Source organism: Micromonospora sp. 067-2 (genome assembly GCF_046549295.1).
In the GTDB taxonomy this organism is placed as follows: Bacteria; Actinomycetota; Actinomycetes; order Mycobacteriales; family Micromonosporaceae; genus Micromonospora.
Genome location: NZ_JAJPWB010000010.1, coordinates 110,237 through 124,908 on the forward strand (window position 1 = coordinate 110,237; position 14,672 = coordinate 124,908).

At 71.1% G+C, this 14,672-nt stretch carries 10 protein-coding genes; all 10 read right to left on the reverse strand.

All coding sequences use genetic code 11. The features are described from left to right. Positions 1-2: 2 nt before the first annotated feature. Positions 3-785 (reverse strand): (Fe-S)-binding protein, encoded by a 783-nt coding sequence (locus ACLJN9_RS23855; RefSeq protein WP_410813742.1) that lies wholly within the window; start codon positions 783-785, stop codon positions 3-5. Positions 786-787: 2 nt separating this feature from the next. Then, positions 788-2,227 carry a rhamnulokinase gene (locus ACLJN9_RS23860; RefSeq protein WP_410813743.1) on the reverse strand — a complete coding sequence of 480 codons (1,440 nt, stop codon included), beginning with the start codon at positions 2,225-2,227 and terminating at the stop codon, positions 788-790. Positions 2,228-2,254: 27 nt separating this feature from the next. Further along, complete coding sequence (locus ACLJN9_RS23865) at positions 2,255-4,288, reverse strand: bifunctional aldolase/short-chain dehydrogenase (protein WP_410814001.1); 2,034 nt, start codon at positions 4,286-4,288, stop codon at positions 2,255-2,257. A 38-nt stretch (positions 4,289-4,326) separates the two neighbouring features. Beyond that, positions 4,327-5,508, reverse strand: a complete 1,182-nt coding sequence (rhaI, locus tag ACLJN9_RS23870) for an L-rhamnose isomerase (protein ID WP_410813745.1) — start codon at positions 5,506-5,508, stop codon at positions 4,327-4,329. Between the two features lie 116 nt (positions 5,509-5,624). Beyond that, a complete protein-coding gene (rhaS, locus tag ACLJN9_RS23875) occupies positions 5,625-6,632 on the reverse strand; it encodes a rhamnose ABC transporter substrate-binding protein (RefSeq protein ID WP_410813746.1) in 1,008 nt (335 codons plus the stop codon). Positions 6,633-6,746: 114 nt separating this feature from the next. After that, complete coding sequence (locus ACLJN9_RS23880; RefSeq protein ID WP_410813747.1) at positions 6,747-7,802, reverse strand: ABC transporter permease; 1,056 nt, start codon at positions 7,800-7,802, stop codon at positions 6,747-6,749. Continuing rightward, the gene (locus ACLJN9_RS23885) at positions 7,792-8,853 is read right to left on the reverse strand and encodes an ABC transporter permease (protein ID WP_410813748.1); all 1,062 of its coding nucleotides are present in this window, start codon (positions 8,851-8,853) and stop codon (positions 7,792-7,794) included. The genes ACLJN9_RS23880 and ACLJN9_RS23885 overlap by 11 nt, the downstream gene beginning before the upstream one ends. Further along, entirely contained in the window at positions 8,850-10,373 is a 1,524-nt protein-coding gene (locus tag ACLJN9_RS23890) for a sugar ABC transporter ATP-binding protein (RefSeq protein ID WP_410813749.1), read from the reverse strand. Before ACLJN9_RS23890 ends, ACLJN9_RS23885 begins: the two co-directional genes overlap by 4 nt. 251 nt (positions 10,374-10,624) lie before the next feature. Then, complete coding sequence (locus ACLJN9_RS23895) at positions 10,625-13,435, reverse strand: family 78 glycoside hydrolase catalytic domain (protein WP_410813750.1); 2,811 nt, start codon at positions 13,433-13,435, stop codon at positions 10,625-10,627. Positions 13,436-13,556: 121 nt separating this feature from the next. Further along, positions 13,557-14,456, reverse strand: coding sequence for an NAD-dependent epimerase/dehydratase family protein (locus tag ACLJN9_RS23900; protein WP_410813751.1), 900 nt, complete (start codon positions 14,454-14,456; stop codon positions 13,557-13,559). Between the last annotated feature and the right edge of the window lie 216 nt (positions 14,457-14,672).

Below are 14,672 nucleotides of genomic sequence, written 5' to 3' on the forward strand. Positions count from 1 at the left end.
GGTCACGCCGTCACCCCGTCGGCCTGCCGCTGCGCCCCTTCGAGCGGGATGCCGGTGGACTCGGTGCTGGCCAGGATCTCCGCGAGGTGCACCGTCCGTACCCCGGCCCGCAGGCGGGCCAGCCCACCACCGATGTGCATCAGACAGGAGGCGTCCCCGGCGGTGCAGACGTCCGCCCGGGTGGCCAGCACGTGACGCATCTTGTCGGCCAGCATCGCCGTCGAGGTGTCCGCGTTCTTCAGGGCGAACGTGCCGCCGAAGCCGCAGCACTCCTCGGCCTGCGGCAGCTCCACCAGGTCCAGTCCGCGGACCTGACGCAGCAGCCGCAGCGGCTTGTCCCCCACCCGGATCATCCGCAGCGAGTGGCAGGTCGGGTGGTAGGTCACCCGGTGCGGATAGAAGGCACCGACGTCGGTGACCCCGAGCACGTCGACGAGCAACTCCGACAGCTCGTACGTGCGGCCGGCGACGTCCTCGGCGCGACTGGCCAGACGCTCGTCCCCGGCCCTGCGGGCCACCACCGCGTGCTGGTGCCGGACCGAACCGACGCACGAGCCGGAGGGGGCGACCACCACGTCGTACGGTGCGAAGGTGCGCACGTGCCGGCGTACCAGCCGCAGCGCGTCGTCCGGATAGCCGGTGTTGATGTGCATCTGCCCGCAGCAGGTCTGGTCCCGCGGAAAGACGACCTCGTGACCGAGCCGTTCCAGCAGCCGCACGGTGGCCTTGGCCGCCTCGGGGTACAGGGTGTCGGCCAGACAGGTGACGAACAGGGCTATTCGCATCCTCAGTCCTCCCATCCGAGACGCCGGGCGGCCGCCCGCCACGTCGTCCCGGTAGCGCGTGGTTCGTAGCGGACGACCTGCTGGGTCTCGCGCAGCACCGCCCGCAGCGCCGCCAGGTCGCCGCCGACCACGCCGAGGGCACGGGCCTGCACGAGGACGTTGCCCAGCGCGGTGGCCTCGACCGGCCCCGCGAGCACCGGTAACCCACAGGCGTCCGCGGTGAGCTGACACAGCAGCTCGTTGCGGGCGCCGCCGCCGACGACGTGCACGGCGTCGACGTGCCGGCCGGCGAGCTGTTGCGCCGCACGCACCGCGCGCCGGTGCGCCAGCGCGAGGCTGTCGAGGATGCACCGGACCGTGGCCGCCGGGGTTGCCGGCACCGGCTCACCGGTACGGCGGCAGGCCTCGGCGATGCGTGCGGGCATGTCGCCGGGTGGCAGGAACGCCGGGTCGTCCGGGTCCACGACGGAGCGGAACGCTGGTTCCCGGGCCGCCTGCCCGAGCAGGGCGGGCAGGTCGGTGATGCCCCAGCTGCGCAGCGACTCCTGCAGTGGCCACAGACCCATCACGTTGCGCAGGAAGCGGATCGTGCCGTCGACGCCGGACTCGTTGGTGAAGTTGGCGAGCCGGCTCTGCTCGGTGAGCACCGGGGCGTCGAGCTCGACCCCGACGAGGGACCAGGTGCCGCAGGAGATGTAGGCGAAGTGTTCACCGACCGCCGGCACACCCACCACGGCGGAGGCGGTGTCGTGTGACCCCACCGCCACCACCGTGGGGTCTCCGGGCAGGGCCAGGTCGGGCAGGACCGGGCCGATCCTGCTGCCCGGCTCCCGCAGCGGCGGAAACAGGTCGCTGCGGATCCCCGCCTCGGCCATCAGGTCGGTGGCCCAGGTGCGGGAACGCAGGTCGTACAGCTGGGTGGTGGAGGCGTTGGTGACCTCGGCGCCGATCTCGCCGGTGAGCCAGTACGCGAGAAGATCCGGGATCAGCAGCAGCCGGTACGCCATCTCCAGCTGCGGCGTGCCGGCGGCGGCGACGAGCTGGTAGAGAGTGTTGAACGGCAGGTGCTGCAGCCCGGTCGTGCCGTACAACCGCTCCTGCCCCAACTGCTTGGCGACCCGGTCACCGACGCCGTCGGTCCGCCCGTCGCGGTAGTGCACGGGGTTGCCCAGCAGCGCGCCCGTCGCGTCGAGCAGCCCGTAGTCGACGGCCCAGGTGTCGACGCCGATGCTGGCGACCGGGCCGGCGGCGCGCAGACCGTCGAGGACGCCCCGGTGCAGCGCCAGCACGTCCCAGTGCAGGGTGCCCGTCACCCGCACCGGCTCGTTGCGGAAGCGGTGCGCCTCGGCGAGCTCCAGCCTGCCGTCGCCGACGCTGGCAACCATGACCCGTCCGCTGGACGCGCCCACATCGACGGCGGCGACCTGCACGGCGGTGCTCATCTCGTCCTCATCCTCGGTCGACGGCGTTCAGCGCAGGAAGGCCGCGGCGACGCCGGCGTCCACCGGAATGTGCATCCCGGTGGTGTGGGACAGCTCCCCACCGGTGAGCACGAGGACCGCGTTGGCGACGTGCTCGGGCAGCACCTCGCGCTTGAGCAGCGTGCGTTGGGCGTAGAACTCACCGAGCTTCTCCTCCGGCACGCCGTAGACGGCGGCCCGCTTCGCACCCCAACCACCGGCGAAGATGCCCGAGCCGCGGACCACCCCGTCCGGGTTGACGCCGTTGACGCGGATGCCGTGGCCACCGAGTTCGGCGGCGAGCAGCCGGACCTGGTGGGCCTGATCGGCCTTGGCCGAACCGTAGGCCACGTTGTTCGGGCCGGCAAAGAGCGAGTTCTTGCTGGAGATGTAGACGATGTCCCCGCCCATGCCCTGTGCCAGCAGCACCCGCACGGCCTCCCGGGAGACCAGGAAGGAGCCCTTGGCCATCACGTCGTGCTGGATGTCCCAGTCGGCCTCGGTCGTCTCGACCAGCGACTTGGACAGCGACAGCCCGGCGTTGTTGACGACCAGGTCCACGCCGCCGAAGGTGAGCACCGCCTCGCGCAGGGCATCGGCCACGGCGTCGCCGTGGCTGACGTCGGCGGCGACGGCGATCGCCACATCGGTGCTGCCGATCTCTGCGGCGACGGCTGCGGCCGACTGCGGGTCGCGGTCGGCGACCACGACGCAGGCGCCCTCGGCGGCGAGCCGGAGGGCGATCGCCCTGCCGATACCGGAGCCACCGCCGGTGACGAACGCGATCCGCGTGGCGAGGGCCTTCGGCTTCGGCATGCGCTGCAGCTTCGCCTCCTCCAGGGCCCAGTATTCGATCCGGAACTTCTCGGCCTCGTCGATCGGCGCGTACGCCGACACCGACTCGGCGCCGCGCATGACGTTGATGGCGTTGACGTAGAACTCCCCGGCGACCCGGGCGGTCTGCTTGTTGGCGCCGAAGCTGAACATGCCCACGCCGGGCACCAGGACGACGGCCGGGTCGGCGCCACGGATGGCGGGGGTGTCCGGGCCGGCGTGCCGCTCGTAGTAGGCGCGGTAGTCGTCGCGGTAGGAGGCGTGCAGCTCCGTGAGGCGGGCGATCACGTCTTCGAGCGGGGCGGTGGGCGGCAGGTCCAGCACCATCGGGCGGACCTTGGTGCGCAGGAAGTGGTCCGGGCAGGAGGTGCCCAGCGCGGCGAGCGCGGGGTGCTTCTCCCTCGACACGAAGTCCAGCACCACGTCGCTGTCGGTGAAGTGGCCGACCTGCGGTCGGTCGGTGGACGCGAGGCCCCGCAGCACCGGGAACAACGCCGCGGCCCGACGGCGCCGTTCGTCGGTCGGCAGCGGCTGGTAGCCGCTGATGACCGGGCCGAGCGGCTCGGCGTCACCCCGCTGGTCGAGGTACGCCTGCGCGGACCGGATGATCTCCAGGGAGTTGCTCTCGCACTCGTCGCTGGTCGCGCCCCACGCGGTGATGCCGTGCCCACCGAGGATCACGCCGATCGCCTGCGGGTTGGCCCGTGCCACCGCGGCGATGTCCAGGCCGAGCTGGAAGCCGGGGCGCCGCCACGGGACCCACAACACCCGGTCGCCGAAGATCTCCTTGGTCAGCTCCGGCCCGTCCGCGGCGGCGGCGATCGCGATGCCGGCGTCGGGGTGCAGGTGGTCGACGTGCGCGGCGTCGACCAGGCCGTGCATCGCGGTGTCGATGGACGGCGCGGCCCCGCCCCGACCGTGCAGGCAGTAGTCGAACGTCGCGACCATCTCGTCCTCCCGGTCGATTCCCGGGTAGACCTCGACGAGGGCGCGGAGCCGGTCCAGCCGCAGCGCGGCCAGACCGGACGGGGTGAGGGTGCCGAGATCGCCGCCGGAGCCCTTGACCCAGAGCAGTTCGACGGGGCCGCCGGTGACCGGATCGGTGTCCGCTCCCTTGGCGGAGGTGTTGCCCCCGGCGTAGTTCGTCGTCGTCGGATCGGCACCGAGCCGGTTGCTGCGCGCGATCAGCGCCTGAACCTCGGATTGCATCGTCTTCACGTCCCCAGTCTGTGTCTCTGTGGTGGTGGTCAGGCGCCCCAGCCGGCCTGCTGGCCGTCGGCGCGTTCGGCTCGGATCTTGTCGTCATAACCGGAGCGGGCGTACGCGGCCATCGGGTCCGGGTCCAGACCCTGCTCGGTACGCAACTCCCGCAGCAACGGCCGCACGTCGGTGTTGTACGCATCCATCACCACCGCATTGGCACCCAACACATCACCGGCACGCTGCGCGGCAGCCAACGCCAACGCGTCCACCAGCAACGCCTTCGCCGTCGCCTCCTGCACATTGAGCACCGACCGGATGATCGCCGGAATCTTCGGCTCGATGTTGTGACACTGGTCCAACATGAACGCGATACCAGCCTCCGGAACCAACGCGCCAGCCTGCACGATCTCCACCATGATCCGAAACAGCTGGAACGGGTCCGCCGAACCCACCATCAGATCGTCGTCGGCATAAAAACGCGAGTTGAAATCGAACGCACCCAACCGACCAGCACGCAGCAGGACCGCCACAATGAACTCGATATTGGTACCCGGCGCGTGATGCCCCGTGTCGATGACCACCTGCGCCCGCTCGCCCAACTCCAAGCAGTGCGCGTACGCCGTACCCCAGTCCGGCACATCCGTCATGTAGAACGCCGGCTCGAACAGCTTGTACTCCAACAACAACCGCTGGTCGACGCCGAGCCGATCGTAGGTCTCCCGCAACGCCGCCGCCAGCCGATCCTGCCGAGCACGGATGTCATCCTGACCCGGATAGTTCGTGCCGTCGGAGAACCACAGCTTCAAGTCCCGCGAACCCGTGGCGTCCATGATGTCCACACACTCCAGCAGATGACCGATCGCCTTGCGCCGCACCCCCGGATCCGGGTTCGTGACACTGCCCAACCGGTAGTCGTCATCCTGGAACACGTTCGCGTTGATCGCACCCAACGTGATGCCCTGCTCCTTGGCGAACGCGGCCAGGTCGGCGTAGTCATCCACCCTGTCCCACGGAATGTGCAGCGCCACGCTCGGCGCCACCCCCGTGAGCTGGTGCACCACCGCCGCGTCCGCGACCTTCTCGTACGGGTCGCGCGGCACACCCTCCTGCGCGAACACCTTGAACCGGGTGCCGGAATTGCCGTACGCCCAGGACGGGGTCTCGATCCGCTGGGCGCGAAGGGCCCGCGTGACCCGCCCAAGGGTCTGCGCGTCGGGCTGCGTCATGGAGGTCCCCCGTCTCTGCGGTGAGCCGCGTCGCACGCGGCGCGGTGGATTGCGCCGCCGTGAAGTCGTTCGACTCGCGATCGGTGCGACGCCGGCCGCACCGATCGGGAGGGCGGTCAGAACTGGAACTTGTCGATGTTGTCCTTGTCGAAGACGGTAGGCGGGCCGAGGACGACAACGCCCTCCCTGCCGACGGTGAACTCGCCGAGCTTGCCGGCCTTGAACGTGTCGCCCTCGGCGCCGGTGATCTGGCCGGAGGCCAGTGCCGCTCCGGCGTACGCCGCGAGGTAGCCGAGGTCGGCCGGACTCCACAGGGCGAACGCGTCGACAGTGCCGTCCTTGACGTACTGGCGCATCTGGTTCGGGGTGCCCAGCCCGGTCAGCTTGACCTTGCCCTTGTACTGCGATCCGCTGAGGTAGCGGCCGGCCGCCGCGACACCGACGGTGGTCGGGGAGATGATGCCCTTCAGGTTGGGGTACGACTGGAGCAGGCCCTGGGTCTCCTGAAAGGACTTCTGGTCGTCGTCGTTACCGTACGCCACGGTGACGAGCTTGATCCTGGCGTACTCGGGCTTCTTCAGCTCCTCCTTCATCAGCGCGATCCAGGCGTTCTGGTTGGTCGCGTTGGCGGTGGCCGAGAGGATGGCGATCTCGCCCTCCCCGCCGATCTGCTGCGAGATGAGCTTGACCTGGTTCTCGGCGATGCCTTCGGCCGTCACCTGGTTGACGAAGATCTGCCGGCACTCCGGCTTGGTGTCGGAGTCGAAGGTGACGATCTTCGCGCCGGCCGTCTTCGCCTGGTTGAGCGCCCCGCAGATCGCGTTCGGGTCGTTGGCCGAGGTGACGATGACGTCCATGCCCTGCTGCGACAGGGTGTTGATGTAGCTGACCTGGGACGAGGCGCTGGCCTCGGAGGGGCCGACCTCCTTGAACTCGCCCTTGATCTCGGTGACCGCGTCCCTGCCGCCGTTGTCCGAGACGGTGAAGTACGGGTTGTTGAGCTGCTTCGGCAGGAAGGCGATCTTGAGCCCTTCCTTCAGGGCGGCGTCGGGATTCGCGGCGCCGCTCGCCCGGTTGCCGGCGCCGCCGTCGTTGCCGGCGTTGTCCGGGTCGTGCCGCCACATGCCGTGGCGCTGAGCAGGAGTGCGGCGAGGGTGAGGCTGGTGGCCCCGACACGGAGGCCTCTGCGGTACGCGGACATCGTCATCCTTTCGGGGGTGGTTGGTGCGCGGGGGCCGTCACGAAGCGGCGGGATGCCGCTGTCGCCGACGGTGCAGCCGGGCGCGGACGTCCGCGACGGCGTTGGGCAGCACGACGGACGCGATGAGCAGGGCGCCGGTGACGATCGTCAGCGCGTTGGCGTCGACGTCGGCGAGTTGCAGCGCGTTGCGCAGAACGCCGAGGAGCAGCGCCCCGGCCAGCACACCCAGCAGGGCACCCCGACCGCCGAAGATCGAGACGCCGCCGAGTACCACAGCGGTCACCACGGTCAGCTCCAGACCGGTCGCGTTGTCGCCGCGGGCACTGGCGTAGCGCAGGGTCCAGAAGATGCCGACCAGCCCGCACACCGCACCGGAGACCACGAAGAGCCAGAACTTCGTCCGGGCCACCGAGACGCCGGTGAACGTGGCGGCCTGGTCGTTGTTGCCCATGGCGTAGAGCGCGCGACCGACCGCGGTGGCGTGCAGCACCACCCCGAAGATCACCGCGAGCAGCAGCACCGGGACCACCACGATCGGGATCGACGTGCCGGGAACGTTGCGCACCACGGCGGCGGTCCAGTCGGCCGGGAAGTCCGCGACCGCCTGGTCGCCGAGCACGACGAAGGACAGCCCCCGGTAGAGGGCGAGCGTGCCGATGGTCACCGCCAGCGACGGCAGACCGAAGCCGGTGACGAAGAGGCCGTTCACCGCGCCGAGGACGGCGCCGAGCAGCACCACGAGGACGCAGATCAGCTCCAGCGACAGCCCACTGGAGAGCCAGAGCTGCCCCATGAACGTGCTGCACAGGCCAACCATGCTGGCCACCGAGAGGTCGATCTCGCCGGTGATCACGATCAGGGTCATCGGCAGCGCGAGAAACGCCAACGGCACGAGGTCCAGCAGCAGGAACTGGGCGTTGCGGCCGGTGGCGAAGTTGTCGACGGTCAGGCTGGCGACCAGCACGGCCACCACGAGGGCGGCGACGATCACCGCGTCCCAGGAGCCGAGCAGCCCTCGCAGGCTGGCGAGGCGGCCCGCACCGGGCTCGGCCTCGGCGGCGGGCGGCGCGGCGTACAGGCTGTCATGCGCCATGTGCGCTTCTCCCTCGGAGCCGGGCCGCCACCCGCAGGGCAAGGAGCCGATCCAGCCCGATGGCGGCGAGGATGAGCGCGCCCACCACGGCCTGCTGCCAGAACGGGTCGATGCGCAGGACGGCGAGCGAGCTGCCGATCGTGGTCAGCAGCACGGCGCCGAGCGCCGCGCCGTAGGCACTGCCGCTGCCCCCGAAGATCGCCACCCCGCCGACCACGGCAGCGGCGACGACCTGGAGTTCCAGGCCGGTACCGGCGGCCGCGTCGAGGGTGCCGAACCGGGCCGCGTACAGCACACCGGCGAGGCCGGCGAGAGCGCCGCTGGCGACGAACACGGCGAACACCCGCCGCCCGACCGGAATGCCGGACAGCCGGGCGGCGGCCGGCTCGGAACCGATCGCGTACAACTCGCGGCCGCTGCGGTAGGAGCGCAGGTAGAACCCGACGACGCCGACGACGACGAGCGCGACGAGGAACAGCACGGGTACGCCCAGCACGGTCTGGTTGCCCAGCCGCAGGAACGACGGGGGCATGTCGGCGGCGTTGATCTGGCTGCCGGACGCCCAGTAGTAGTCGACGCCGCGGAAGGCGTAGAGGGTGCCCAGCGTGATCACCAGAGCGGGCACCCGGGCCACCGCGATCAGGCCACCGTTGACCGCGCCGCACAGCGCGCCCAGCGCGACACCCAGGACGAGTGCCACGGGCCAGGGCGTACCGGGCGCGGAGAGGAACAGCGAACCGGTGGCGAACGCGACCAGACCGAGGATCGAGCCCACGGAGAGGTCGACGTTGCGGGTGACGACGACCAGGGTCTGGCCGACCGCCAGGATCACCAGGATCGCGCAGCCCAGCAGCAGGTCCTTGACGCTCTGACCGCTCAGGAACCGGTCGTTGCGCACGGTGGTCACTCCGACCAGCAGGCCGAGCGCGATCAACAGGCTCAGCTCGCGTACGGCGAGCAGCCGTCCGGTCAGGCTGCGGCGCGGCCGGCCGGCGTCGGTCGGCGCGGTCCCCACCGCCCGTTCGGGCGCGCCGGCGTCGGTGCGGCTCATGCGGTCGCGCCCTGGCCGGTGGCGGCGAACATGATGGAGGTCTCGTCCGCCTCGGCGCGGGACAGCTCGCGGACCAACCGCCCCTCGTGCATGACCAGGACCCGGTCGGCCATGCCGAGCACCTCCGGCAGCTCGCTGCTGATCATGAGGATGGCCAGGCCCTCGCCGGCCAGCTCCGACAGCAGCCGGTGCACCTCGGACTTCGTGCCGACGTCGATGCCACGGGTGGGTTCGTCGATGATCAACACGCGTGGTTCGGTGGCGAGCCACTTGGCGAGCACGACCTTCTGCTGGTTGCCCCCGGAGAGGGTCGCCACGGGCGCGCCGAGCCGCGAGGCCTTCACCCGCAGCCGCCTCGTCCAGCGGCGGGCCTCGGCACGCTCGGCGCCGCCGACCAGGAGGCCGAGCCGGCTCAGGGCCCGGCGGCGGGCCAGGGTGGCGTTGCGCTCCACCGACAGCTCCATGACCAGACCCTGCTGCCGCCGGTCCTCGGGGACCAACGCCATGCCCGCGGCGATCGCTCGGCCCGGATTGCCCGGCGGAACGGTTCCGCCGGCCACCACCACCTCGCCCGCGTCGTGGCGGTCGACGCCGAAGACGGCACGGGCGACCTCGCTGCGCCCGGCGCCGACCAACCCGGCGAGCGCGACGATCTCGCCGCCCCGAACGGTGAACGACACGTCGGTGAAGACGCCGACGCGGGTCAGCCCACGGACCTCGAGCAGGGTGTCCCGCAGCTCGGCGTCCTGTTTCGGATAGAGCGAGGAGACGTCCCGGCCAACCATGCGTCGCACCACCTCGTCGACGGTGAGGTCGGCGGCGCGGTCGCTGGACACCCAGGCGCCGTCGCGCAGCACGGTGACGCGGTGGCACAGATCGAACACCTCGTCGAACCGGTGTGAGATGAACAGCACGGCCGCGCCACGCTCGCAGAGCGACCGGGCGACCGTGAAGAGCCGTTCGACCTCCACACCGGACAATGCGGCCGTGGGTTCGTCCATCACCAGGACGCGGGCGTCGAACGAGATGGCCTTGGCGATCTCGACGAGCTGCTGGTCGGCGATGGAGAGCCCTCGCGCGGGGCGAGTCGGGTCGATACGGACGCCCAACCGCTGGAACAGCCGCTCGGCGTCTCGGTTCATCGCCGCGGTGTCGATGCGACGCAGGCCGCGAAGCGGTTGCCTGCCCATGAAGATGTTCTCCGCCACGGACAGGTCCGGAAAGAGCGTCGGCTCCTGGTAGATGACCGCGATGCCGGCGGCCCGGGCATCGGCGGGGCCGCGCAGCCGCAGCGGTTGCCCGTCCAGGGTCATCGTGCCGGAGTCCGGCGGGTGCGCGCCGGCCAGGATCTTCACCAGGGTGGACTTGCCCGCCCCGTTCTCGCCGACCAGGGCGTGTGCCTCACCGGCCAGCAGCTTCAGGTGCACCCCGCGCAGCGCGGCGACGGCCCCGAAGGACTTCGTCACGCCGTCGAGTGCCAGCAGCGGAGCGCCGTCCGTGCCGGGTGCGTCGGCCGCCATGCGATCCCTCCTGAATCGTTTCACGGGTACTCCATGGACCGTATGGGCAGATCTTCGAGACCGTCAAGAGTCTCGCCATGATTTCTTCCCTGTTACGGATGAGGCTCCCAGGCCCGCCCGGACCGATCCGCCCAGCCGGTGGTCGGACGCGCGGCCCACTGGTCAATGCGGTGAAACGTTTTAGGGGAGGCCAACTGCTGGTCGGCGGGGGAGCCGGACGGTTGCCCGCCCGACTCCCCCGCCACTGCGCGTCAGCGCGGTCGAGCCGCCGGACCGGCGACCGGGTGGAAGCTCGACCGGCCGGAGCCCACCTGGAAGACGGCGCGGCCGTCCTCGATCCCCACGAAGGTGGCCCTGCTCGGGCCGGCAGCCCGGTAGGACTGTCCGGGAACGACAGGCAGTGCGACCCGGGCGGTGACGTTGACCGGCACGTCCAGGTCGACGCGCACGCCGGCACCGGTGCGCCGCCAGTCCAGGCGGACGGGCCCACGCTGGGTCGGCACCGTGCCGCTCGCCCGGTCCAGCCCGACCGCCGGCGGGACGATGTCGACCGCCGCCGCTCCCGGGCTGGCGGTGCGGACACCGAGCAGGGTCTCCTGCACGTCGACCACGGCCTGCGCCCCCCACCCGTGGGACTGGCTGAAGTTGCTGCCGGGGTCGAGGGTCCAGGCCTCCCAGGTGAAGGTGCCTCCCTGAGCGAGGATGTTCGCCCAGCCCAGGTCGTCCGGGTTGGTCAGCAGCCGCAGCACCGCGTCGGGCCGGTCGGCGTCGGCGAGCGCCTTCAGCAGCCAGTGGGCCGTCATCGGACCCTGCTTCATGCCCATGGACGCGATGCGGTCGGCCAGCGCCGGCAGGTCGGCCCGTGGTGCCAGCCCGTGGGCGATGGCGTACGAGGTGGCGTGCTGCCCGGCGTGACCGCTGCGCTCGCCGGTGGCCGACAGGCCGTCGACGTAGCTGCCGTCGGCGGCGCGCAGCGTGGTGTCGACCGCGTTGGTGAGGTCCGCGGCCCGGCCGTCGTACGCGGTCACCTCGTCGGTGGGCCGTCCGAGGGCCTCGGCCATCCGTGCGGTGGTGCGCAACACGTCGACGCCCTGTGCGTTGATCGTGGTCCGGGCGGCGGTGCTCATGTCGTAGCCGAAGCGGCCGGGCTCGGGCCAGTCGACGATGCCGTAGCGGTAGCCACCGCTCCCGCCCGAGAGGTTGGTGACCAGGCCGGCGGTGGGGCCGGTAGCCGGAATGTGGCGCAGGACGTAGTCAGCGGTGTCGCGGATGGCCGGGTACGCCTCGGCCAGCAGCTCCCGGTCGCCGGTCTCGGTCCAGTACCGCCACACCCAGTCGACGAACATCAGCGAGTAGTCGGGGATGTCCCGCTTGCCGTCACCGTTGGGGTAGACGGCGTTGTAGCGGCCACGATCGGCCTCGGCGGTCCAGTAGCGGGCGGCCGAGCGCAGGAACTCGCGCAGCGCCTGCTGGGTGGCGTCGCGCTCGCCGAAGGCGCCCATCGTGGCGTACGAGATGTTGGCGGCGTCGCCGAGGAACTGGCCCTTCTCCCGGGTGGGGGTGTCGACGAACGCCTCCTGGACGGAGTAGATCGCGGAGCGCTTCATCATCGTCCACACCGAGTCGAGGGTCGCGTTCGAGCTGGTGAAGCTCGCCTCCCGGCCGGCGGGCGTGTCGGTGTGCACGACGACGGCGGAGACGTCGCGCGCGGAGATCTTCTCGCCGGCGTTGGGGATCTCCAGGTAGCGGAAGCCGAGGTGGGTGAAGGCCCGGAACTCCTGCGGGCCGTCCTTCTGCAGGTAGGGGAAGCTCATGGTGGTGCCCTGGGTTTCCAGGGTGGACGTGGCGACCCGGCCGGTGTCGGTGAGGGTGTAGCCGGCCCGCAGGTCGACCGCGCGCCCGGCCACGCCGGTGTCGAACCGGACGACCGGGCGAGCGGGGATGACCACCCCGAAGTCGGCGACGACCGTACCGTCGGCGGCGGTGCGCAGCGCGACCGGCGCGACGGTGGTCTCGGCCAGTCGGGTCTCCTGCCCGATCAGGTGCGGCGACGACGCGGTCGGATGCGCACCGAGCACTTCGGCGGCGCTGAACCCGGCGGCGCTGTCGTCGTAGCCGGGCCGCAGCCACCCGGCGACCTCGCCGCGGGCGTCCTGCCGTTCGACCCGGTCACCCTCGCCGTTGCGGCGCTCCGCGTCCGCGACGAACTGGGTGTCCCGGGCGACCCGCCAGGAGCCGTCGGTGCCGTACACCTCCCTGGTGCCGTCGGCGTGCTCGACGACCAACTTCAGCAGCAGGCCACGGGCGCCGGCCGGGCGGCCCTGGCCGCTGCCGTACCAGTGGTAGCGCACTCCGATGGCGAGCGGTCTGCCGGCTCTCACCAGCCTGGTGACGTCGGCGGCCTGGTAGTAGTCCTCCCCCGGATAGGCGAACGAGGTGCCCCGGTCGGCGCGGGTGCCGTTGAGGTACAGCTCGTAGGTGTGGTCGGCGGCCGTGTAGGCGCGGGCCCGGACCACGCGGCTGGCGTTGGGGCGTACCTCGACGCGGGCGAGGGTGTAGTCGTCGGCCTCGGTGGTGGCGCGCCGGATCCAGCTGGCGCCCTCCCACTGGGTGTCGGCGATGCCGGTCTCGAAGGCGCCGGTAGCTTTCCGGGACGGCCGGTCGGTGCGGTCCCAGGTACGGACCGTCCACTCGTACGCCGCCCCGGGGCGCAGGGCGGGTCCCGCGTACGACACGTAGGACTGCTGGTCGGATCTGACCTTGCCGGAGTCCCAGATCCGGTCGGCCCCGGTGGCGGTGACCGTGATCTGGTAAGCGGTCTGCGTCTCCCCGGGGTCGGCGTCCCGGGGCAGCCAGCCGAACCGCGGGATGCCCTCGACGTTGAGCGGGCGGGTGCGGTCGCCGACCGTCAGCGACACCGGCGCGCCGGGAGCGTGGCCCCGGGATGCCAGCGCCGGTGTGGCGCCGCCGAGGACGATCGCGACGGCCGTCGTGGCGGCCAGGAGCACTGCTGTTCGACGCCGCCGGGGTGCCGGTCGGAATCCGAGATGATGACGAGTCATGCGGGCCTCCGCTAACTGAATCGTTTCAGGCAGGCTACGCGCTCGTTGTCACCACGTGAAGATGTTCACTGCGGTTGGTTTGCGATTGCCGTGAGTAGTTTCGCGAGCTGCTCGGGCTTCCTCAGCGGCCGGTGAGGTCCACGTGGTCCCGCCAGGAGTGCCGCGGCTCGTAACCCAGCACGCGTCGCGCCTTTTCGATGCTGAGCAGGGTCTCGTGCTCGCCCAACTCCTTGCGGACCTCGACACCCGGGTAGACCTCGGCCATCAGGCTGGCACTGGACCTGCTCATGACGGTGTCGGCGTTGGCGATGACGAAGACGTCGGCACCCGGCTGGTCGTGGGCCAGTGCCCGCTCGACCGCCTGAGCGCCGTCGCGGGCGTCGATGTAGCCCCACAGGTTCCACCGGCGCAGCTGCGGGTCCGCGTCGAACGAGGGAAACGGCGCGTAGTCCTCGACGTCCATCACGTTGGAGAACCGCAGACCCACCATGACCAGCTCCGGGTCCCAGCGGCAGAAGTGTCGCGCCATCTCCTCCTCGAGAGCCTTGTTCAACGAGTACGTCGACTCCGGGCGCGGCGCGTACTCCTCGTCGACCGGCGCGTACGGTGGCGGGCTGTCGAACGGCAACCCCAGGACCGTCTCGCTCGACGCCCACACCACCCGCTTGATGCCCGCCGCCCGGGCGGCCGCGAAGACGTTGTACGTCGCGGCCGAGTTGTTCGCGAAGGTGGTGGCATTGGGCTGGAGCCCCGGGGCCGGGACGGCCGCCAGGTGCACGACCGCGTCGACACCGCCGGCGTGCTCGTCGGCGCCGCCGGTGAACGCCTCCACCACCTGGCCGTAGTCGGTGAGGTCGACGAGGAGGAACTCCCCCTCGACGTCGCGCGGGTCGCGCCCGCCGGCGCGGTCGACCGCCAGCACGTCGAGGCCGACGGCGCGCAGGTGCGTGACCACGGCCCAGCCGAGCTTGCCGGTGGCCCCGGTGACGACGACACGCCTGGGAAGTGCGGAATCGGTCATGCACCCATCCTCTCTCCGGAGGTGCACGGCTCCCCGCACGGGGGTGCGGTCCCCGGTGCCAGTGGCAGCACCTGGCGCAGTCAAGCGGCCCGTCCGACACCGGTCCGCACGGCCATGTCGGCGTGCGGATTGTTGCTCGTCACGGGGACAACCGTCCTCGACCTGATCGACGCGCGCTTCGAATCCGGGCACCTAGCGATGTTCGGTGCGGCGTCC

Excerpts from the sequence above, each read along its gene's own strand:
- ACLJN9_RS23855 (WP_410813742.1), bottom strand. The coding sequence starts at position 785 with ATGCGAATAGCCCTGTTCGTCACCTGTCTGGCCGACACCCTGTACCCC.
- ACLJN9_RS23860 (WP_410813743.1), bottom strand. The coding sequence starts at position 2,227 with ATGAGCACCGCCGTGCAGGTCGCCGCCGTCGATGTGGGCGCGTCCAGC.
- ACLJN9_RS23865 (WP_410814001.1), bottom strand. The coding sequence starts at position 4,288 with ATGCAATCCGAGGTTCAGGCGCTGATCGCGCGCAGCAACCGGCTCGGT.
- rhaI (WP_410813745.1), bottom strand. The coding sequence starts at position 5,508 with ATGACGCAGCCCGACGCGCAGACCCTTGGGCGGGTCACGCGGGCCCTT.
- rhaS (WP_410813746.1), bottom strand. The coding sequence starts at position 6,632 with ATGTGGCGGCACGACCCGGACAACGCCGGCAACGACGGCGGCGCCGGC.
- ACLJN9_RS23880 (WP_410813747.1), bottom strand. The coding sequence starts at position 7,802 with ATGGCGCATGACAGCCTGTACGCCGCGCCGCCCGCCGCCGAGGCCGAG.
- ACLJN9_RS23885 (WP_410813748.1), bottom strand. The coding sequence starts at position 8,853 with ATGAGCCGCACCGACGCCGGCGCGCCCGAACGGGCGGTGGGGACCGCG.
- ACLJN9_RS23890 (WP_410813749.1), bottom strand. The coding sequence starts at position 10,373 with ATGGCGGCCGACGCACCCGGCACGGACGGCGCTCCGCTGCTGGCACTC.
- ACLJN9_RS23895 (WP_410813750.1), bottom strand. The coding sequence starts at position 13,435 with ATGACTCGTCATCATCTCGGATTCCGACCGGCACCCCGGCGGCGTCGA.
- ACLJN9_RS23900 (WP_410813751.1), bottom strand. The coding sequence starts at position 14,456 with ATGACCGATTCCGCACTTCCCAGGCGTGTCGTCGTCACCGGGGCCACC.